Source organism: Polaromonas sp. DSP2-3-2b2, assembly GCF_049895905.1.
In the GTDB taxonomy this organism is placed as follows: Bacteria; Pseudomonadota; Gammaproteobacteria; order Burkholderiales; family Burkholderiaceae_C; genus Polaromonas.
Window position 1 is genome coordinate 1 of record NZ_JAFCTH010000023.1, and the last position, 19,670, is coordinate 19,670.

General features: G+C 63.9%; 17 protein-coding genes. 2 read left to right on the top strand and 15 right to left on the bottom strand.

Annotated features, from left to right (window positions below; all coding sequences use genetic code 11):
• Positions 1–83 precede the first annotated feature (83 nt).
• Positions 84–1,883, bottom strand: a complete 1,800-nt coding sequence (arsA, locus tag ACP7AD_RS15650; RefSeq protein ID WP_426148734.1) for an arsenical pump-driving ATPase — start codon at positions 1,881–1,883, stop codon at positions 84–86.
• 175 nt (positions 1,884–2,058) lie between these two features.
• On the opposite strand from arsA, the gene ACP7AD_RS15655 reads away from it, so the two are divergent.
• On the top strand, positions 2,059–2,550 hold the full coding sequence (locus ACP7AD_RS15655; protein WP_426148733.1) for a nuclear transport factor 2 family protein: 492 nt from the start codon (positions 2,059–2,061) through the stop codon (positions 2,548–2,550).
• A 70-nt stretch (positions 2,551–2,620) separates the two neighbouring features.
• Positions 2,621–3,265, top strand: coding sequence for a DUF2238 domain-containing protein (locus ACP7AD_RS15660; RefSeq protein WP_426148732.1), 645 nt, complete (start codon positions 2,621–2,623; stop codon positions 3,263–3,265).
• Between the two features lie 73 nt (positions 3,266–3,338).
• On the opposite strand, the gene ACP7AD_RS15665 is transcribed toward ACP7AD_RS15660, so the two are convergent.
• From ACP7AD_RS15665 to argS, 14 genes are all read right to left on the bottom strand, one after another.
• A complete protein-coding gene (locus ACP7AD_RS15665; protein ID WP_426148731.1) occupies positions 3,339–3,596 on the bottom strand; it encodes a hypothetical protein in 258 nt (85 codons plus the stop codon).
• A complete protein-coding gene (locus ACP7AD_RS15670; protein ID WP_426148730.1) occupies positions 3,593–3,787 on the bottom strand; it encodes a DUF3606 domain-containing protein in 195 nt (64 codons plus the stop codon). The genes ACP7AD_RS15665 and ACP7AD_RS15670 overlap by 4 nt, the downstream gene beginning before the upstream one ends.
• A 210-nt stretch (positions 3,788–3,997) precedes the next feature.
• Positions 3,998–4,816 carry a UPF0149 family protein gene (locus tag ACP7AD_RS15675; protein ID WP_426148729.1) on the bottom strand — a complete coding sequence of 273 codons (819 nt, stop codon included), beginning with the start codon at positions 4,814–4,816 and terminating at the stop codon, positions 3,998–4,000.
• Positions 4,817–4,985: 169 nt separating this feature from the next.
• Positions 4,986–5,450 carry a putative toxin-antitoxin system toxin component, PIN family gene (locus tag ACP7AD_RS15680; protein WP_426148728.1) on the bottom strand — a complete coding sequence of 155 codons (465 nt, stop codon included), beginning with the start codon at positions 5,448–5,450 and terminating at the stop codon, positions 4,986–4,988.
• Between the two features lie 2 nt (positions 5,451–5,452).
• Positions 5,453–6,859, bottom strand: a complete 1,407-nt coding sequence (locus tag ACP7AD_RS15685; protein WP_426148727.1) for a THUMP domain-containing class I SAM-dependent RNA methyltransferase — start codon at positions 6,857–6,859, stop codon at positions 5,453–5,455.
• A gap of 230 nt (positions 6,860–7,089) precedes the next feature.
• The gene (locus tag ACP7AD_RS15690; RefSeq protein WP_426148726.1) at positions 7,090–8,640 is read right to left on the bottom strand and encodes an RNA polymerase factor sigma-54; all 1,551 of its coding nucleotides are present in this window, start codon (positions 8,638–8,640) and stop codon (positions 7,090–7,092) included.
• 10 nt (positions 8,641–8,650) lie between these two features.
• Positions 8,651–9,448 carry an LPS export ABC transporter ATP-binding protein gene (gene lptB / locus ACP7AD_RS15695; RefSeq protein WP_426148725.1) on the bottom strand — a complete coding sequence of 266 codons (798 nt, stop codon included), beginning with the start codon at positions 9,446–9,448 and terminating at the stop codon, positions 8,651–8,653.
• Positions 9,449–9,452: 4 nt separating this feature from the next.
• Positions 9,453–10,094, bottom strand: coding sequence for a lipopolysaccharide transport periplasmic protein LptA (gene lptA / locus ACP7AD_RS15700; protein WP_426148724.1), 642 nt, complete (start codon positions 10,092–10,094; stop codon positions 9,453–9,455).
• Positions 10,095–10,459: 365 nt separating this feature from the next.
• Entirely contained in the window at positions 10,460–11,299 is an 840-nt protein-coding gene (locus ACP7AD_RS15705; protein WP_426148723.1) for a hypothetical protein, read from the bottom strand.
• A gap of 10 nt (positions 11,300–11,309) precedes the next feature.
• Positions 11,310–14,174, bottom strand: a complete 2,865-nt coding sequence (locus tag ACP7AD_RS15710) for a filamentous hemagglutinin N-terminal domain-containing protein (RefSeq protein ID WP_426148722.1) — start codon at positions 14,172–14,174, stop codon at positions 11,310–11,312.
• 75 nt (positions 14,175–14,249) lie between these two features.
• Positions 14,250–15,917, bottom strand: coding sequence for a ShlB/FhaC/HecB family hemolysin secretion/activation protein (locus ACP7AD_RS15715; protein ID WP_426148721.1), 1,668 nt, complete (start codon positions 15,915–15,917; stop codon positions 14,250–14,252).
• A gap of 478 nt (positions 15,918–16,395) precedes the next feature.
• The gene (locus ACP7AD_RS15720; RefSeq protein WP_426148720.1) at positions 16,396–17,055 is read right to left on the bottom strand and encodes a thiol:disulfide interchange protein DsbA/DsbL; all 660 of its coding nucleotides are present in this window, start codon (positions 17,053–17,055) and stop codon (positions 16,396–16,398) included.
• A gap of 79 nt (positions 17,056–17,134) precedes the next feature.
• Complete coding sequence (locus ACP7AD_RS15725) at positions 17,135–17,884, bottom strand: SPOR domain-containing protein (RefSeq protein ID WP_426148719.1); 750 nt, start codon at positions 17,882–17,884, stop codon at positions 17,135–17,137.
• Positions 17,885–17,958: 74 nt separating this feature from the next.
• Entirely contained in the window at positions 17,959–19,659 is a 1,701-nt protein-coding gene (gene argS, locus ACP7AD_RS15730) for an arginine--tRNA ligase (RefSeq protein ID WP_426148718.1), read from the bottom strand.
• Positions 19,660–19,670 lie beyond the last annotated feature (11 nt).

Sequence of the window (19,670 nt, forward strand, 5' to 3'; positions counted from 1 at the left end):
GCCTTTATCATGCCCTGCTGGCCTTGCTCAGAAGCAACCCGCTTTAATCGCCTCTGCTTCCTAAGCCCCTTTTTTAATAGCGTTCAGGTTTGACCGGAAGTTGCCAGCGCGCCCAGCGCCGCCACCCCCACGGGCGGCTCGGGCAGCCACGGCAGCACGAAGGTTCGGCGCGCCAGCCCCTTGGCGATGCGCGCGGTCTGGCGGTGTTCGCCGGCCAGCCGGGCCTTTAGGAGCGGGTCGGTCGTACCGGTGGCGGCGATGCTCTTGTTGATGACCCAGGCCCACGGCTCGATCTTCGCGCGGCGCAAATCGTCCTGCAGCGCAGCGGCCTGGCTGACGGGCGTGACTTCGGGCAGCGTGACCAGAATCACGTGCGTCATCGACGCGTCCTGCAGACGCATCAGCGGCGTGATGAGGTGCATGGCGTTAGAACTGCCTTGGTACTGCTGCAGCATCTGCCGGTGGTAGGCGCCGGTGGCGTCCATCAGCAACAGACTGTGGCCGGTGGGCGCGGTGTCGAGCACCACGAAGGCGCTGCGCGCCTCGTTCACCACGCGGCTGAAGGCGTGGAACACGGCGACTTCCTCGGTGCAGGGCGATTGCAAATCCTCCAGCAGCAGCGCTTGGCCCGCCGCGTCCAGGTCCTTGCCGCGCGCGGCCATCATTTTGGCGATGTAGGCTTCGGTTTCTGCCTTGGGGTCGATGCGGCCAACCTTCAGGTTTGGCAAGCTGCCGTTCAGCGTCTGCGCTACATGAGCGGCCGGGTCGGTGGTCGTCAGGTGCACGCCGTGGCCGCGCTGCACCAGGCCGACGGCCAGCGCGGCGGCAATCGTCGTCTTGCCGACGCCGCCCTTGCCCATGACCATGATCAGCCCATGGCCGAGCGCCGCAAGTTCATCGGCCAGGCGGCTAAGGGGCTCGGCGGGCAGATCGGCGGCTGCAAGGCCGGCGTCCACCAGCGCAGCCGGCGCGGGGCCGCTGCCAAGCAGCGCGCGCAGGGCGCTCAAGCCGACGGTGTCGAAGGCGCGGAGCAGCACTTCGTCGCGCGGCAGGCCGGCCAGCGCATCGGGCATCGTGTCAATCGCCTCCTTGCCCAGCGCCTCGATGGCGCGGGCGGTCGCATCGCCCGGTGCGCTCGCATAAAACACGCCGTTGACGACCAGCCGCTGGTTGGACAGGCCCAGCGTGCGCAGTTCCTCGGCGGTGCGCGCCGCCTCCTGCATGGGGCGCGGGTCGGGCCGCGTGACGAGCAGCACCGTCGTCAGGCTGGCGTCGCCCAGCGCGGCCAGCGCGGCATTGAAGCGTGCTTCCTGCATCTTCAGCCCCGAGTGCGGACCGAGGCAGGACGCGCCCCGGTCGTTGCCGGCCAGAAAGCCGCTCCAGGCCTTGGGCAGGCTGAGCAGGCGCAGCGTGTGGCCGGTCGGCGCGGTGTCGAAAACGATGTGGTCGTAGCCGCCGCTGACCTCGCCTTCGCCGGCCAGCAGCGCGGCGAATTCGTCAAACGCGGCGATTTCGGTGGTGCAGGCGCCCGAAAGCTGCTCGCGCACCGTTTGGCGCTCGTCATCGCTGGCATCCGCTTCGAGTTGCGCCAGCACGCGCTGCCGGTAGGCCTCGGCGGCGGCGTCCGGGTCGATGTTGAGCATCTCCAGGCCCGGCACGCCGGGAACGGCTTGGGCCTGGTTGCGCAGCGGCACGCCCAGCATTTCGTCAAGATTCGACGCCGCGTCGGTGCTGACCAGTAGCACGCGCCGGCCGGCATCGGCCAGCGCGATGGCGGCGGCGGTGGACAGAGAGGTCTTGCCGACGCCGCCCTTGCCGGTAAAAAACAGAAAGCGCGTGGGCGACGACAGGAATCCTGGGGTGTTGGCAGTGGATGTGGTCATGGGCGACAGCATGCCGTGCGGCAGGCAAAAAATCAATGCGTCAGGTCAATACGCGCCCAATGGCTGCATGGGGAGTGCGGCTCGCCAAGGCGCCCGGCGACTGGGTTAGAGTTCGCCACGGCTGTCAACAAAAACAATCTTCACGCACCCGCCGCAGCCCGCCCCAAGGAAAACCATGCATCCCAACCAGACCCGGCTCGACCATTTTTACGCCGCCTTTGCGCGCCTTGACGCCGACGCCATGGCCGCCTGCTATGCGCCCGATGTGCAGTTCGAGGACGAGGTGTTTTCCCTCAGCGGCCACGAGCAGGTCAGCGGCATGTGGCGCATGCTGTGCGAAGCTACCCAGGCGAAGAACCGCGAAGCCTGGAAGCTGCGCTACAGCGGCCTGGAAGCCGACGACCTCCGGGGCAAGGCCCACTGGGAAGCCGACTACCAGTTCAGCGCCGCCCGGCGCAAGGTGCACAACGTCATCGACAGCGTGTTTGAATTCAACGAGGCCGGGCTGATCCGGCGCCAGCGCGACCGCTTCAACTTCTGGACCTGGTCGCGCCAGGCGTTGGGTCTGCCCGGCATCCTGCTCGGCTGGAACCCGTCGTTCCGCACCATGGTCAAGCGCCAGGCTACGGTCAATTTGGAAAACTACCTGCAAGCGCGCAGGAACTGAGTCATGTCCATCTGCACCGCAGAAGTGTCATGGCTGCGCAGCGGCGTCGACTGCTTGAGCGAGCCTGTCCATGGCCCGCACTGACGCGCCGGGGTTGGGGCTGCGTGGCCGCCTGCTGGCCGGTTGGGGCTTGCTGGTGCTGGCCGCTTTGCTCTGGTCGGGCGTGGCGCCCTATGACCGGGGCACCTGGCTGCTCGAAGTCGCGCCAGTGCTGATCGCCGCGCCGGTGCTGCTGGCTACCTGGCGCCGCTACCCGCTGACCACGCTGCTCTACGGGCTGATCGCGCTGCATGCGCTGGTGCTGATTTTGGGCGGCGCCTTCACCTACGCGCGCGTGCCGCCGGGCTTCTGGCTGCAGGAAGCGCTGCAGCTGGAGCGCAATCCCTACGACAAGATCGGCCACTTCATGCAGGGGCTGGTACCGGCGATGGTCGCGCGCGAGGTGCTGCTGCAGCGCGGCTACCTGGCCAGCCGGCGCATGGCGGCGGTTTTGTCGGTGTGCGTCGCCATGGCGATCAGCGCGGTGTACGAGCTCGTCGAATGGGCCGCCGCGCTGGCGCTCGGGCAGGGTGCCGATGAATTCCTGGGCACCCAGGGCGACCCGTGGGACACGCAGTCGGACATGTTCTGGGCGCTGATCGGTGCAACGGTGGCGGTCACGCTGCTGCTGCGCTGGCATGACCGGCAACTCAAGTCGATGCTATTGAATAAATAGCTGGTTGCGCCCGTGCCTGTTGCGCAAGAGCCCTAAAACGCTTGAAATGTGCTCCCGGCAACCCGGTCAATGCTCATAACGGCGTCGTGGGTCGGGACGCCAGCATGGACATCAGGCCCGCAGCAGCCGCCTTGTACGCTTTCAGGCAGGCCGTTCCCACGCTCATGGCCGCCTCGCGGGTGGGATAGGGATGGTCCGACGCGTCGATGCACACCTCGCCGGTCTGCTCCTGCGGCGACAGCTGCGTGACCACCCAGCAAAAAAGCCCAGGCGACGACTCTTCCACGCGCAGATTGAGCGCTCCGGAAGAAATCTCCGAACGCGCCGTCATACCGCCCGGCCCAGTTCGGTCCCGACATCCCGGGCGCCTGTCCCGACCTCCGCCACGGCCATGCGCAACTCCAGTTCGCTGCATCGCAAGGCAGCCAGCCAGTAATTCACCGAAGCCGGCTCATTGATGTTGATCGGCGGGTTGGACAGCGCATGAACGTCCGGGGCAACGCTTGGCGAATGGGTTTGCATGGTTTTTTCCTGGCCGGTTGAAGAAGGAGGTGCCCAATCTTCTGGCAATGATGTTTAACGTCATGTCAGAGACTTAACCATGAGCTTGCAATCCATATCAGCCAACAGCAATGGGCCAAATGTCCTAACCCCTGGTTAACCAGCAAGCTCATGAATACAAGGTAACTCCCGCCGCGCAAGGATTGGCGCGGCCTGCCATGCGCTCAAGCGTCAAGCCCCGCAGCACTTCTTGTATTTCTTTCCGCTGCCGCAAGGGCAGGGGTCATTGCGCCCCGGCGTGGCTTCCTTGCGGATGGTTTCGACCTTCGGCCCCATGGTTTTCCACAGCTCGCGCAGGTCGTACACGGCCCAGATGGCTTCGCCAAAGGCGTTGAGCCGCGCGATGCTGGTGCTGGGCGTGCCTTCTTCGCTCAATGGCGAGACTTCGCAAGCGCCGGTGTCGTCTTCGGTCATGGCGACGATGGCCTGCAGCGCGCCGTCGAGCCACTTGGCGGCGTCCTTGTCGCGCGGGGCGGCCCATTCGTCGGGCCAGCTTTCGACCGCGAACATGAAGCCCAGCGCCCATACCTGCGCAAATGCAGGCAGGTCTTCTTTCGCGAACGCGGCCTGCTCTTCGGGCGGCAGGTCGGCCACCACGCCGCGAATGTCCATGACTTCGGGGTGGTAGCAGGCGTCGTCTTCGAGCGAATCGACTTCGGCGTCAAGCGCGGTTTCGACCTCGGTCCAGCGCTGATTCCACAGCGCCATGAAGCGTTCGCGCTGTTCGTCGCTGGCAAACGAGCCGCTGTCCTCGTCGGGCTCTTCGCCCTCGACTGGCAGGCCGAGCAGCACGCCCAGGTATTCGTAGGCGGGAATCGGGCGGCGCGAGCAGATCACGGCGGCCATGAAGCCTTCGCAAAATTCCCACTGCGGCGTTTCGTCGTAGCGCCCGCGCAGGTCGTCGAGGATGGCGTCGAGTTCGTCGAAGGCCTCGGTTTCCATCCACGGGGTATCTAGCGGCTTCACGGGGTCAAGGTCAGGGTGTGTCATGGTGTTCGCTCCTGAGCCTTGGGCAAGGCTCTTATGATTAAAGTGTAGCTTTCGCGCGTCAGGCGGTTTGCGGGGCTGCAGGTGGAGACTTTCAGCGCGGCTTCAGGATGCCACCGCAATCTGGAATTTGACCTTGCCCGTTATCGGCGGTTATCCAGATTGCTATTGGTTAAATAGCTGCTCGCGCAAGCACACCATGCGCCAGCAGCCTTTTTGACATCGAAAGTACATGCCGGTCCTTGCTCAGCAGCAGGGTTTGGCCGGCCACAGCCAGGTCGATGAACTTCTGGTCGTCGGGGTCGCTGCAGTTCAGCTTGGCCTTGATGGCGACGTCGAGCAGGCGGGCGTGGCGGTCGAACGAGGCGAGCACGTCATCGGCGCTCAAACGGTAGAACGCCAGGCGCGGCACGATCTGCGGATAGTCCAGCACGCGGGCCAGCTCGTCGCGCATCGGCTGGGTGGCGATCCAGTCGAGTGTGCCGGCTTCGAGCGCGCGCCTGACGGGCTTTGCAGCTGCATCGGCAAAAACGAAGATGTCCAGAATGATGTTGGTGTCGATGACGACCGGCTGCTTGCCGGGCTCGGCCAGCGATTCTGTGAATCCGGCATCGCTCTGCGCCGCGATCAGGTTCATCGTCACGCTTTGGGCTGATCCGCCGGTTTGCCGCGCGCCGAGCCGGCCACCATGTCGAAGCGGAACAGCCGGCATTCGATCGGGCCGTTCCACATCGGCACGCGGCGCGACTCCTTCAGGCGCATCTTGTTGGGCAATTTCAGGTCGGGCGTGAGCACGTGGGCGGTCCAGCCGGCGTAGTTTTTCTTCCAGTGCGCGGCCAGTTGCGGGAAGAAGTCGGAGGCTTCCTCGCCCCAGGCGTTTTGCGCCTGCTCGCGGCCGGGGTTGGCCGAGCGGTCGCGCGGCGGCTCGAAGCCTGTTTCATCGCGGCTGTCGTGCTCGTTGCGTTCATTGCGGCCCTGGCGGCTGTCCCGTTCCTGGCGCACCACCGGCTGGCCGAATTCATCAACGCTCTGACCCTGGAATTGCGAACGCCGCTGCTCGCGCTGCTGCACGCCGCTGGTGCCAGCCACGCCCGCCACGTCGATGCGCTCGCCGTACGGCGGGTTCACCAGCATCACGCCGCTCGGCGCGGGCGGCATGCGCTGCAGCGCGTCGCCGCCGCGCACCTGCACCGCATGCGCGACGCCGGCGCGTTCGGCATTGCGCTCGGCAAAATCGACCATGCGGAAGGACACATCGCTGCCGAACACCGGCGCCGTGGGTTCGGTAATCGCCGCTTCGGCCTGGTCGAGCAGGCCTTCCCACACGTGGCCCTGGAAGGGCAAATACTTCTGGAAGGCAAAGCGGCGGTTGATGCCCGGCGCGATGTTGCAGGCGATCTGCGCCGCCTCGATGACGATGGTGCCCGAGCCGCAGCACGGGTCGTACAGCGGCACGCCGTCCTTGCACAGCTGGTCCCAGCCGCTGGCGGCGATCATCGCGGCGGCCAGCGTTTCCTTGAGCGGCGCGTCGCCCTTGTCCTCGCGCCAGCCGCGCTTGAACAGCGGCTCGCCCGAGGTGTCGATGTACACCGTCACGGTGTCGGTGGTGAGGTGCACATACACGCGCACGTCGGGCCAGCGGGTATCGACGCTGGGGCGCACGTCGTTGAACTTGTGCCGGAAGCGGTCGGCAATCGCGTCCTTGATCTTGAGCGCGGCAAAGTTCAGGCTTTGCAGCGGGCTGTGCTGGGCGGTGATCTCGACCTTGAAGGTCTGCGCGGGCGTGAACCAGATTTCCCAGGCGACGCTGGCCGCCGCGTTGTACAGGTCCTGCTCGCTGCGGTAGGTGCCGTGCTGCAGCTCGATCAGCACGCGCTGGGCCAGGCGGCTGTGCAGGTTGAGCTGCAGCGCTTCGCGCCACGAGCCCTGCAGCTGCACGCCGGCGCGCCAGGCCTTGCCCTCGATGCCGGTGATGCGCCGGACTTCGGCGGCCAGCAGGTTCTCGACGCCGGCGGCGCAGGGGAGGAAGAGTTGGAGTTGGTTCATAAGTTATCTCACTGTGCTGGGCTGATTGTGAGGAGCCGCAGCTTTGTTGGGTAGAACCCGTATCTACATCAGGGCGAACGGATAAAGAGCGAACCACACGCAGTGGCAAGGATGCAGCGTGTCGCTCCCCACCAGCAGGGGCCGCGGGACTGGCTTTGCCAGACCGCAGGCGCAGCGGCCCCCTCGGGGGGGCAGGGAGTTACGCGAAGCGAACGACCGTGGGGGCAACATCACAGCGCTTTGCGTAAATTCGTGGGCGCGATGCGCAACGCCTCGCGGTATTTGGCCACCGTGCGGCGGGCGCATTCGATGCCTTGCTCCTTGAGCATTTCGGAAATCTGGCTGTCGCTGAGCGGCTTTTTCGGGCTTTCGATTGCTATGAACTGCTTGATCAGCGCGCGCACGGCGGTGCTGGACGCATTGCCGCCGCTCTCGGTGCCCAGGCCCGAGCCAAAGAAATACTTCAGCTCGAAGGTGCCAAACGGCGTGCCCATGTACTTGGCGGTGGTGACGCGCGAAATCGTCGATTCGTGCAGGCCCAGTTCGTCGGCGATCTCGCGCAGCACCAGCGGCCGCATGGCGAGCTCGCCGTGGGTGAAGAAGTTTTTTTGCCGCTCGACGATGGCGTTGCTGACGCGCAGGATGGTGTCGAAACGTTGCTGGATGTTCTTGATGAACCAGCGCGCTTCCTGCAGCCGCTGCTGCAGCGCCTGGCCGCCGCCCCGGCCGCCGTGCTGGCGCAGGGCGCTGGCGTAGATGTCGTGGACCCGCAGCCGGGGCATGACGTCGCTGTTGAGCGTGACCTTGAAGCCCCGGCCGGCCTTGACGACGATCACGTCGGGAACGATCAGGTTGCGCTCGACATTGGCAAAACGCCGGCCGGGCTTGGGGTCGAGCCGGGCGATCAGGCCAATCGCGCCCTTGATGGCGTCTTCGGGGAATTTGCACAGGTGCGACAGGCGCTTGACATCGCGCTTGGCCAGCAACTCCATCGGCTGCTGGCAGATCGCCATGGCGGCGCACGACTCCAGGCTGTTCTTGCACTCAAACAGTTGCAGTCGCAGGCATTCGGCCAGGGTGCGCGCGCCGACGCCGGCAGGCTCCATGTGCTGGAGCAGTTGCAAGGCGATGGCGAACTGCTCTTCCAGTTCTTCGGCCTGCTCCGGGTCGCCGCTGGCCAGTCCGGCGGCGAGCGACGCCAGGCTGTCTTCGAGGTAGCCGTCGTCGTTGAGCGACTCGATCAGGAAGTGCAGGGCGGCGCGGTCGAGTTCGGACAGGCGCAGGCCGAGCGCCTGCCGGTGCAGGTGGTCTTGCAGCGACTCGTGCGCGCCGGTCAGGTCGGACGCTTCGGCGTTGCTGTCGTCCAGGTTGTTCTTGCGCGCTGGTGCGTCGCCGCCCCATTCGCTGTCGTCGGGCGAAGACTCGACCGAGCCATCGCCTTCCCAGCTTTCTTCCAGCGCGGCCTCGGTGCCGGCCTCTGCTGTGGTTTCAGACTCTTTTGATGCGCTTGCGCTTGCTGTGTCTGCGCTTACAGCTATTGAATCCGTAGCAGACTCGAATTCGCGGCTGTCCTGGCTGACCGGGGTGTCGGTCTGGTCCAGGCCAAATTCCTCGCGCGGCGCGCTGTCGTCCGCCAGTTCGAGAAACGGGTTTTCATCGAGCATCTGCTCGACTTCCTGGCTCAGCTCCAGCGTCGAGAGCTGCAGCAGCCGGATCGACTGCTGCAGCTGCGGCGTGAGCGCCAGGTGCTGCGAAACGCGCAGTGAAAGTCCTTGTTTCATGACTGGCGCATCACATCTTGAAGTGTTCGCCCAAATACACCCGGCGTACCTCGGTGTTGTTCACGATCTCGGCCGGCGTGCCGTTGGCCAGCACATGGCCGTCGCTGATGATGTAGGCGTGATCGCAAATGCCCAGCGTCTCGCGAACGTTGTGGTCGGTGATCAAGACGCCGATGCCGCGCGACTTGAGAAAACCGATGATGCGCTGGATCTCGATCACGGCAATCGGGTCGATGCCGGCAAACGGCTCGTCGAGCAGGATGAAGCGCGGCTGGGTGGCCAGGGCTCTGGCAATCTCGACGCGGCGGCGCTCGCCGCCCGACAGCGACAAGGCCGGCGAGTCGCGCAGATGGTCGACGCGCAGGTCCTTGAGCAGCGCATCGAGCCGCGACTCCAGCTCGGCGCGGCCCAGCGGCTTGCCGGCGGCATCGCGCTGCAGTTCCAGCACGGCGCGAACGTTTTCCTGGACTGTGAGTTTGCGAAAGATCGACGCTTCCTGCGGCAGGTAGCTCAGGCCCAGGCGCGCGCGCTTGTGGATCGGCATGTGCTCGACCGGCTGGCCGTCGATGGAAATCTCGCCCGCATCGGCGCGCACCAAGCCGACGATCATGTAGAACGAGGTGGTCTTGCCCGCGCCATTCGGGCCCAGCAGGCCGACCACCTCGCCTTTTTGCACCGACAGCGACACGTCCTGCACCACCAGGCGGCTGCCGTAGGACTTTCGCAATCCGTGGGCAACCAGGCTGCTGGACGTGTCGAGGCGAACCGCGCCCTCCTGCGGAGGTATTTTTTCAATCGCTCGATTCATGGGGTCAAGGTGCTTTCGGGGCTGCGCCCGTGCCCAGCGTGGTGCTGGGGCGTAAAACGGGCGCCGGTCCGCCGGCTGGCGGGGCGGCGGTGGCGCCAGACACCGTGCCGCGCGGCGACAGCATGGCGCGAACCCGTCCGCCGGGATTGTCGGCGGTGCGGGTTTGCGCGCCGGCGTCGACCGTGAACACATCGGTGTTGTTGTCGTACACGATCAGCCCGCCGGTGGTTTCGTCGCTCAGCGTCGCGCCCTTGAAGCGGCGCACCACGGCGCGCTTGATGAATTTCACCAGGTCGGCGCGGCTGTCGTATTCGATCCGCTCGCCTTCGCCTTCGATGTACTCATCGACGCCGTCGCGCTTCTTGCGGTAGTAGGCCAGCTTGCCCGGCGCCGCCGTGGCCACGGCCAGCTGGTAGCCCTCGGGGTCCTGGCTGACCTCCACCAGTGCGCCGCGGATGATGGTCGTGCCCTTGGTGATGACGACATTGCCGGTGAACACGCTGGTCTGCTTGAGGTCGTCATAGCGCAGGGCATCGGCCTCGGCATTCATCGGCTTGTCGCGGTCGGCCTTCTCGGCTGCAGCGGGCAGCGCCACGCCTGCGGCGAGGAAGGCCATCAAGAGGAAAGAACAAAAGGAGCGTTTCATAAGGCACGAATCTTGCAGCTATGGGTTCTGCCATTGTAGCCACGCCGGTCGCAAGAATCGCAGGAGCGCGCAAACAGAGTTGCATGACCTGGACGGCCCATTGCAAAGTTTTCCTGCCCTGGCTGTTATTCCAATTCGCGTTGGAAACGGTCATTTCGTTGCGTTGCCAGGCACTTCCTGCGAAACATCATGGCTGGACGGCATAACCGGCGGCCAGCGGAACACTAAAAGTTCTTTCCTGTCGGCACGCGTTGCGACGAAGCGTGCCTTTCCTTCGCAAGACGCGCTGCACCGGGCAGTTCCTCCCACGCGGAGTGCTCTGCCCAGCGTGCGGACCGTCGCTAGTTGCAGAGCAAGGCGCATCATCATCTGGTTGTGTGGGATACCACCGGCGCCGGCGCTTCCGGGCTTATGGCCTGCAGGCTGGCTTCTTCCCCGACGTCGTACGACCCAAAGACTTCACGGGCCGAGCGGGTTTCGGGCAGCACATAAACAATGCCGTCCGTTCCGGTAAACGCAGGACTCACCACGTTGTCGTAAAACTTGACGGGAATATTGATGCAGCCGTAAGAAATCCGGCGCTCTGACGGCGACGAACTGGCCAGCCTTTCGGCGCGGCGTTCCTTGGCTGTGCCAGTGGCGACACGGTGCATGGAAATGGCAGTGTCGTAGTCCACCCAGAGCATCTCGTCGCCCTTGAGGTTCTTGTCCAGGTTAGCCACGAAACGGCCTGCCGGCGTGGTGCGTTCCTCCGGGCCAATGGCTGACAGCTTTTTGGTTCCAATGCCAGGAACGGAGTGATCACCTATGGCCAGTCCGAGCAGCGCGGAAGATTCTCCGCGCAGCTTGCCCTGCGCATCGAACACGAAGACCTTTGCGTCTCGCTTGTCCACGATGACAAAGGGCTTGTTGAGGTTGTCGCCAGAATCCACCACCCAATGGGCCACATGTCGGGCTTCCTTGGAGGCGCTGGCCTGTCCGAAGCTGGCGCGTTTTGAGCTTTTTCCCGCTACTGTGGATTGCGTTTGCGTGACCGTTGGCAGGGAGTTGCCGTCACCTGCCAGCGCAGAAAATGCCAACCCAGAGCCTGGCAAATGCGCAGCCTCATGCGATGCATACGCCTGGGTGCAAATCAATCCTGTGGCCAGCAAGCCCAGGAAAATTTCTCGGAGCATGAGCGCCAGTATTTTTTCGGGTTTTCTCATAACCGCTTTATTAATTGCGTTCCGGTTTGGGCTTGCGTACTGGCGCCTCGTATTTCTCGGGCGGCGTTTCGACCGGCACCGCTACAGGCACCACGACCAGTGGTGTTGGTGGCGTTACAACGACCAGGACAGGAGGCGGCATTGGCGTTGGCGGAACGACTGTAAAAACGTATCCGGGCGGAACGACGGCAGGCGGTGTTGACGGCGTCAACACGGGAGGCAATGGCGTCTGTTCCGGAACCGAAACAACCGGCGGAGACACAGCTGGGCCTCCACCTGTACCTGTACCTGTACCTGTACCTGTACCTGTACCTGTACCTGTACCTGTGCCTGTGCCTGTGCCTGTGCCTGTGCCTGTGCCTGTGCCTGTGCCTGTGCCTGTGCCTGTGCCTGTGCCTGTGCCTGTGCCTGTGCCTGTGCCTGTGCCTGTGATATTCGCGGTTGTTTTCCCAACAATAGGCGAGCAGCAAGTAAGCGGGAGGGCAAAGTTAGTTGCGGTTCCGCCAGTCAAGATCGGGCCTTTCGTAAGGGTAAAGCCGGTAAAGCTGATCGTCTTGTCCGTTCCTACGTCCGCAGCATCGAAATTGGCAGTACCACCAGCGGTATTCAAGGTGACACCGGCAGGGGTGCCCTTCAACCCGGTGAATGTTGCCGTGGTCGTGCCATCGAAAGTCTTGTTCGCTCCGTCCGGGAACACCAGCATGTATTGCGTCAGCGGTCCGCCGGTGCCGGTGAAGAAAGTCGAATAATTTGTCGGCGTTGCGTACGAGCTCGGATTGTAAAAAATGTTGGTCGGTGTAACGCCAGCCGGCCCTGTGGTGGTAATGTACGTGCCAGTAGTAAAGGCCACGGTGCCACCCGCAGTACCCGGCCCGGTACCCGCAGTGCCGGCAATCAGTGTCAAGCCGCGCGGCGTAACCGGACCGGTGGGGGGGGAGGAGTCGGCGACGCTACCACTCAGTGTAAGAAGTGCCGCCCCGTTGAACGAATTGCTCAGGTTGATATTGTTTCCGGCACATATTTCGATATTGCCGCTGGTGGTCGTAATGCCCGAGAGCGTGTTGAGAGCAGTCCTCAAGACGTTCACATCGTGACCGGCGCTCAATAAGACGTTGCCACCGGTATTAGGCGTGGCAACAACACCGGTCGTCGTAATTAGCGCGTTCACGTTGATGTCCCGGCCACAACACACCACCAGGTTTCCATTGGTGGCGGTGATCGCCGCGTTGATGTTCACGTCCCGGGCGGCGTTCAAGGTCAGCGTCGTCGCACCTTTCGCGCTCGCGGCTCCGTTCCACGTGATCGCCGCACCTACGGTGATATCACCGAATTCGCTTCCGCTCGCGCCGGTGTTCGTCGTAGTGATCGTGACGTCGGTGCCCAGTAGTCCGACGCCGCTGAGGATGGTCGTGATGTCGGATACAGCTATATTGGACGAGTTCGCGCCGGGAGTCGGTGAGAAGACGCCGCCGGTGTTCGTATCGTTAGACGTTGCCGCGGCCGTGATGGTCACGTCGGCAGGGTCGAGCAGCCAGGTGCCGTTTTGGCCGTGCGGCGCACCGGCGCTGAGCTTGATGCCCCCAACGTCCAGCCAATGGCCGGAGGTTTCGATCAGGCCACCGTCGCCGCCCTGCGCGCCGCCGCGCGCCGTGATGCTGCCGTAAGCGCGCGTCGAGTCGTTCGACCACAGCACGACGGTGCCGCCGCTGCCATTGGTGATGGCGTCAGCCGTAATCGTGGAGTCCGCGCTCATGTAAGTCGCGGAAGCATTCTGTACGGCAGGGTTGTTGCCCTGGAAGCCGCCGCCGACGAGTACGGTCCCGCCGCCGGCGTCGCCAGAGGCATTGATGTGCCCGCCGAACAGGCCCACGTGCTGGCCCGTAGCCGTGACGTTGCCGCCGGTTTGCCCTGCGCCCGTGCCGGAGGCATCCAAAGTGCCACTAATATTCACAGTGCCGCTTTGCATGCCGCCCAGCAGTTTGATCGTGCCATTGTGGTTCTCGACGGTCTGCGCCTGAATCACGCCGGTGTTGTTGACCACGCTCTGCAACAGGCTCCCCGCCGCCTGCGCGGTCAGCAGCACTTGGCCGCCGTCGGCCTGGATCAGGCTACCGTTCTGCACCAGCGCGTTCACCGCGCCCTCGTTCACCGTGACATTGAGCAGACTGTCCCCGGCCAGGTCGAGGGTGATGGCGTTGCCGGCGGCGAGCGCCACCGTGCCGAGTCTGGCCGAGATCACACCTTCGTTGCTGACGCTGGCACCCAACAAGGCAACATAACCGCCGTCGGCGTTGATGTTTCCCTGGTTGAGTATCGAACCGCCGCCCGCACCGGAAAATTTGTAGTTGCCGGCCATGAAATCACTGTCGGTGATGTTCAGTGTGGAGGCGACCAGTCCGCCCACATTGACCGACGCGCCCTTGCCGAACAGGATGCCGTTGGGGTTGACCAGGAACACCTTGCCGTTGGCCGTGAGGCTGCCCAGGATGCTGGAAGGATCGGAACCGATGACGCGGTTCAGCGCGACCGAACTGCTGCCCGGCTGCACAAACTGAGCCGACTCGCCAGCCTTGATGCCAAAGCTCTGCCAGTTGATCGCCACGTTGGGCGTGGTCTGGGTAATTGTCATGTTGCCGGACGTGCCGCCAATGGTGGCGCTGCCAGCCGACACGACGCCGCCTACAGGCTGGGCAAATACACTCGCCCCGCAGGCCATCATCAGGGAAACCGCCAGAATATTCAGCCCGAAGCGGGCATGGCCGCCAACGGCCGTGGTGCAGGACGACGCCCTTTTGCCGGCGCTGCGGGTGTTTTCGGAAACGGCCACAAAGGTGCCGGTCTGGTCGTTCCAGATGGAGCGGTGAATGAGGTTCATGGATAGCTTTCGCGTGTTCTTCGAAAATGCGGGTTCAGTCCGGGGTCATGGCAGGCAAACCTGCTTAAAAAAGGCTCAAAAATATTTGACAGCCTGAATCCAGAATCGGCCCGACTTGTCGGGCGCTGACTTGGCCGCTTCGTTGCCCAGCTTGTGGGCGTAAAACGCACGCACCAGAAAATTGTTGGCGGCCGACCAGTTCAGTCCCACGCCCGCGCCGCTCAGGGTTCTGCGGTTCGGCCCGGCTTGCGGCCAAGGGTTCTTGTTGATGGTCACGCTGCCGGTGTCGACAAAGCCGATCAATTGCACCTGCCCGGGAAGCTGGATGGGGGTGGGTAGCCGCAGGCGGGCTTCCAGCGTCAGCACATAGCCTTGGTCGGCATAGGCTTCGCCGGCGGGATAGGCGCGCACGCCGTACATGCCACCAAGCTCCATTTTTTCCGAAACGTCGAGGTTTTTCGAGGCGACCTGGCCGCTGAGACCGGCGTACAGCGACACGCTGTCGGTCACGCTTTGCAGCCGCATGGCGCTAAAGCCCAGCTTGGTGTAGTGGCCGTTGCTTTGGGCACGCGCCGCGTCCCAAGCCTGCATCGCGGGGGTCTGGATGTCGATATTGCCGGCAGTCCCGGTCAGCGAGTAGCTGCTCACCCCGCCGCCGCCAAGGCTGTCGCGGTGGTCGCCGCGCAGGCTTGCCATCAACACCTGGGCCTTCTTGTCAGCGACTGTCGAGATCGAGTCGATCCGGTCCTGGAAGGTCTTGGCGTCAAAGGCAAGACTGGCGTAGAGGTTTGTCTCGCGCGAACGGATCAAGGGGTAGCTGCCATAAACACTCACAATTTTTGCCGTGCCGTTGGCCTGCAGGCTTTCATATTCCCGGCCCAGCTCATAGCCCAGCCAGCTGTACGCCACGCCCGCCGTCGCCTTGCCGAACTGCATCTGGTAAGACGCCCGGGCATAGTTCAGGCCCGAGCCCGACGTCAGCACGCGCAGCGAGGCCACGTCGCCGCGCCCTGCCGCATTGTTCAGGTTCACCGTGGCGCCGAGGCGGTATTCGCCGGTGTAGCGGTTGCCGGCGTTGTCGGCATCGATGCTGCCGGTGACGCGCCGCCCGGGCGCGACGTCAACGATCAGGTCGGACGTGCCTAAGGACGCGCCGGGCGCCAAGGTCGAGGTGACGTTCACGCCGGGAATGTCCGACAGCAGCAGCAGCCGGCTTTCCAGCGGCGCAATCGCCACCGTGTCGCCGGGGTTGAGGCCGCCGAGCTGGCTCTGGACCAGATCGTTCGCCAAATTGCTCTGGTTGCGCACGGCGACCTGGCCGTACTGGCCTTCGATCACGGCAATCGTGACCGCGCCGTCCTTGATCTCCTGCGCGGGCAGGTAAGCCTGGGCCACGAAGTAGCCCGCGTTGCGATAACGCTGGGTGATTTTCAAGGCCATGGCGCGCAGGTCGCCCAGCGACAGTTCGCTGCCGGGCTTGAAGCCGGTCAGCGCCAGCAGTTCTGCTTCGGGATAGACGCGCGCGCCTGTCACTTGCAGGCGGTTGACGGTGATTTTTGCGGCGTCGGATGCTGGTGTGGCGGGGGAGGTAGCGGGCTCTATGCGCAGGGCGGGCGCTGCTTTTTGCGGCGTGGGCGCCGGCGGAATCTGCTGGATCTGGCTACCAGCGCTCGGGGGCTGCTGGGCAAACACGCCCTGGCTCAGGGCCAGAAGCGCAAACGGAACGAATTTATTGTTGAACACAAGTCGCCTTTCAAGAGAAAGAGTTGCCGAGCCGGATCCCGTCGTCTTGAGGCTGGCGGGCAAGAAAGAAACACCCGGTGATGCTTTATTGATAGTTTTATCAATTTCAGGGTACGGTTCAATTAGACACTAAAAGTCGTATTTTTTTACATTGATATGTAGGATGAAAGCTTGTATTCGGGAGCGGGAAAATCGTGACCGAACGTAACACGGCGCAGGCCCGGAGAGGGCCGGGAGGTCGGGTCTGGATGGGCATGTATCGGTAAGCCAGCGGATCTGAAAAGGCGGGAAGGGGTGTCCCGCCCTGAAGCTTCAGGGTCGCCGAAAACCAGGAAATTTATTGCCTTTTAGGCCATTTGCGCAAGCTGGACGGACGCAGGTAGCTATTGAATAAATAGCAAGAAGACAGAGCCCGATCTGCCGCTGATCAGGGCTTTGGAGGGCACGCAAGGCTGCGCGCCCCTTCTCCAGCGGGGACTTATTTGGCGTTTGGCCGGGACTGCGCGATCAGGGAGTCGGCCACTTGCAATGAGCGTTCGAGCGTTTTGGCCTGCGTGCCAGACGTGAAATAACGGCCATTGATGCCTAGGGCAGGCACGCCGTCGAGCGCATAGCCGTCCTGCAGTTGCGTGGCCTTGCGCACCTTGGTGCTGACTGAAAACGAGTTGTACATTTCAAGGAACTTCGCCTTGGGAATGCCCTGCTTGTCGGCCCAGGCGGTGATCTGGTCGGCTGTGTTGAGCTGCTGCTTTTCGACATGGATGGCGTAAAACACCTTCTTGTGCAGTTCGTCGATTTTTCCCAAGCCTTCCAGCACGTAATACAGGCGCTGCTGCGGCTCGAAGTCGGGGCGAAAGGCAATCGGCGAGCGGCGCACTGACACGTCCTTGGACTGTTTCTTGGCCCAGGCATCGAACATCGGCTCGAAGGAATTGCAGTGCGGGCAGTTGTACCAGAAGAATTCGACCACCTCGACTTTTCCGGCGGGCGCCTCGGTGGCGGCCGGCTTGTCCAGCGTGAGGTAGTCGGAGCCGCTTTGAAAGGCCCTGGCCTGGGCTTGCGCCAGCGTGGGAAGGGCGGAAATGCCGGTGGCCGCAGCCAGCGTGACGGCTGAAATTGAAAACGCGCGACGTTGCATTGAATTTTTCTCCTGATCAGTAGGTACGACTATTGGACACGGCAGGCCGGAAAAGTTCAGCCGGCGCCGGATTTAGCACTTAACGCTGCACCCGGACCAGTGCCGTTTCGATCGAACTGTTGTCCAGCCGGTCCTTGATGCGGTCGGCATCGTCCTTGCTGTCAAACGGACCGACGCGCACCCGGTACACGGTGCGGCCGGCCTGCTCACGTTCGGTGACCTTGGCCTGCATGCCGAGCAGCAGCAGCCGGGCGCGCTGCTGTTCGGCGTCTTCAGGCGTGCGGTAGGCGCCAGCCTGGATGAAGTAGTTGAAAGGGTCCGAAGTCCCCGAACTGACGGCCGGGCTTTCAGACCGGGCCTTGGCCAGGTCGCCCAGCGGGTCGGCGGACGGGGGACGGGCCGGTTTGGCCACGGCTGTGGGAGCAGGCGTCGGTGCCGCCGCCGGAGCGGCGGGCGCAACTGGCGTAGCGGGCGCCGTGGCGGTTTTTGGCGGTTTCACGACGCGTTCAGGTTTTTTGGGCTCTTCGGGCGCCAGCACTGGGTCTGGCACGTCGCTGGCGGTGGGTGGCTCGGCCGGCAGGCTCAGCTCGCCCGATGCGGACGGCGCTGCTGCGCGCGCAGGGTTCTTTCCGGCCAGCGGCGCGTTCGGATTCCAGTCCTTGTTCTTGCGGGCTTCGGCGGCGTCGCTTTCCGGCGTGCTCGACGGGCCTTTGTTCATGAAAGGCACCGGCACCTTGGTGATGTACACCGCCACCGTCAGCGCAATGCCCAGGCCGACCAGCGCGCCAATCACCAGACCCAGCAGGGTGCCACCGCGTTGCTTTTTCATACCGTATTCCCACGACTTGACCGTAACTTGCATATGAGTTGGATGCTTTTTAAAGGGTGAAGTTTTCAAGCCGATTACATCTTGCGCGGCGCGCTGACGCCCAGCACCGCGAGGCCATTGTGCAACACCTGCGCGGTGGCCGCGACCAGTGCCAGGCGCGCCAGTTTGACGGCTTCGTCATCGACCAGAATGCGCTCTGCGTCGTAGTAGCTGTGGTAGCAGGCGGCCAGTTCGCGCAGGTAAAACGCCACGTCGTGCGGCGCAAAACCGGCCGCCGCATGGCTGAGCATGTCGGTGTACTTGTTCAGCAGCAGCATCAGGGCCTGCGCCTGCGGGCTGTCCAGCGGCGACAGGTCCACTGCCTTGAGCGCGCTTTCATCGCCGCCCCAGGCCGTGAGAACCGAGCAGATGCGCGCATGCGCGTACTGCACGTAGTACACCGGGTTTTCATTGTTCTTGGCCAGGGCCAGGTCGATGTCGAAGATGTACTCGGTGTCGGGCTTGCGGCTGAGCAAGAAGAAGCGCACCGCGTCGGCGCTGGTCCACTCGATCAGGTCACGCAGCGTGACGTAGCTGCCGGCGCGCTTGGAAATCTTGACCTCCTCGCCGTTGCGCACCACGCGCACCATGGTGTGCAGCACATAGTCGGGGTAGCCGAGGGGAATGCCGGCGTTGGCCGCCTGCAGCCCGGCGCGCACCCGGGCGATGGTGCCGTGGTGGTCCATGCCCTGGATGTTGACGGCCTTGGTAAAGCCGCGCTCCCATTTGGCCAGGTGGTAGGCCACGTCGGGAACGAAGTAGGTGTAGGTGCCGTCGCTCTTTTTCATGACGCGGTCCTTGTCGTCTCCGTAGTCGGTCGATTTGAGCCAGAGCGCGCCGTCCTGCTCGTAGGTCTTGCCGGCGTCCTTCAGGCGCTGCACCGTCGATTCGACCCGGCCCTCGCTGTACAGGCTGGATTCGAGGTAGTAGTTGTCGAACCGGACAGAAAACGCCTGCAGGTCCAGGTCCTGCTCGTGGCGCAAATAAGCCACGGCGAACTGGCGGATGGCGTCCAGGTCGTCCACGTCGCCCGAGGCGGTGAATTCGCGGTCGTCCGACTTGACGGTCTTGCCGGTCAGGAAGTCGCTGGCAATGTCGGCGATGTATTCGCCGTTGTAGAACGCCTTGCTGGCCGGGTTGTCGGGGTCGGTGGGCCAGCAGTCGTCGCCCGGCTTGAAGCCCTTGGCCCGCAGCTGCGTGCTGTTCGCCAGCGTCTGGATCTGCACGCCGGCGTCGTTGTAGTAAAACTCGCGGTGCACCTGCGCGCCCTGCGTGGCGTACAGGTTGCAGATCGCATCGCCCAGCGCCGCCTGCCGGCCATGGCCGACATGCAGCGGGCCGGTCGGGTTGGCCGAGACGAACTCGACAATCATCTTGCGGCCATGCTCAAGCGGCTGACTGCCATACGCGCTGCCGGCCTGCAGCACCTCGCGAACGGTTTCCTGCTTGGCGGCGGGCTTGAGCCGAATGTTGATGAAGCCGGGGCCGGCGATTTCAACCGCATCAACCCAGCGCTCGAAGGCCGGCGACAGCAAGAGCAGGGCGCGCAGCGCTTCGGCCGTCTGCCGGGGGTTTTGTTTCAGGGGCTTGGCCAGCTGCATGGCAGCGGTGCAGGCGAAATCGCCATGCGCGGCGACTTTGGGCGACTCGAAGGCGGCTTTGTCGCCGGCGCCAGGAGCGAGTTGTTCCAAGGCGCCAGCCAAGGCGGAGAGCAGGTCTTTTTTAATCGAAAGCATCGCCGGATTTT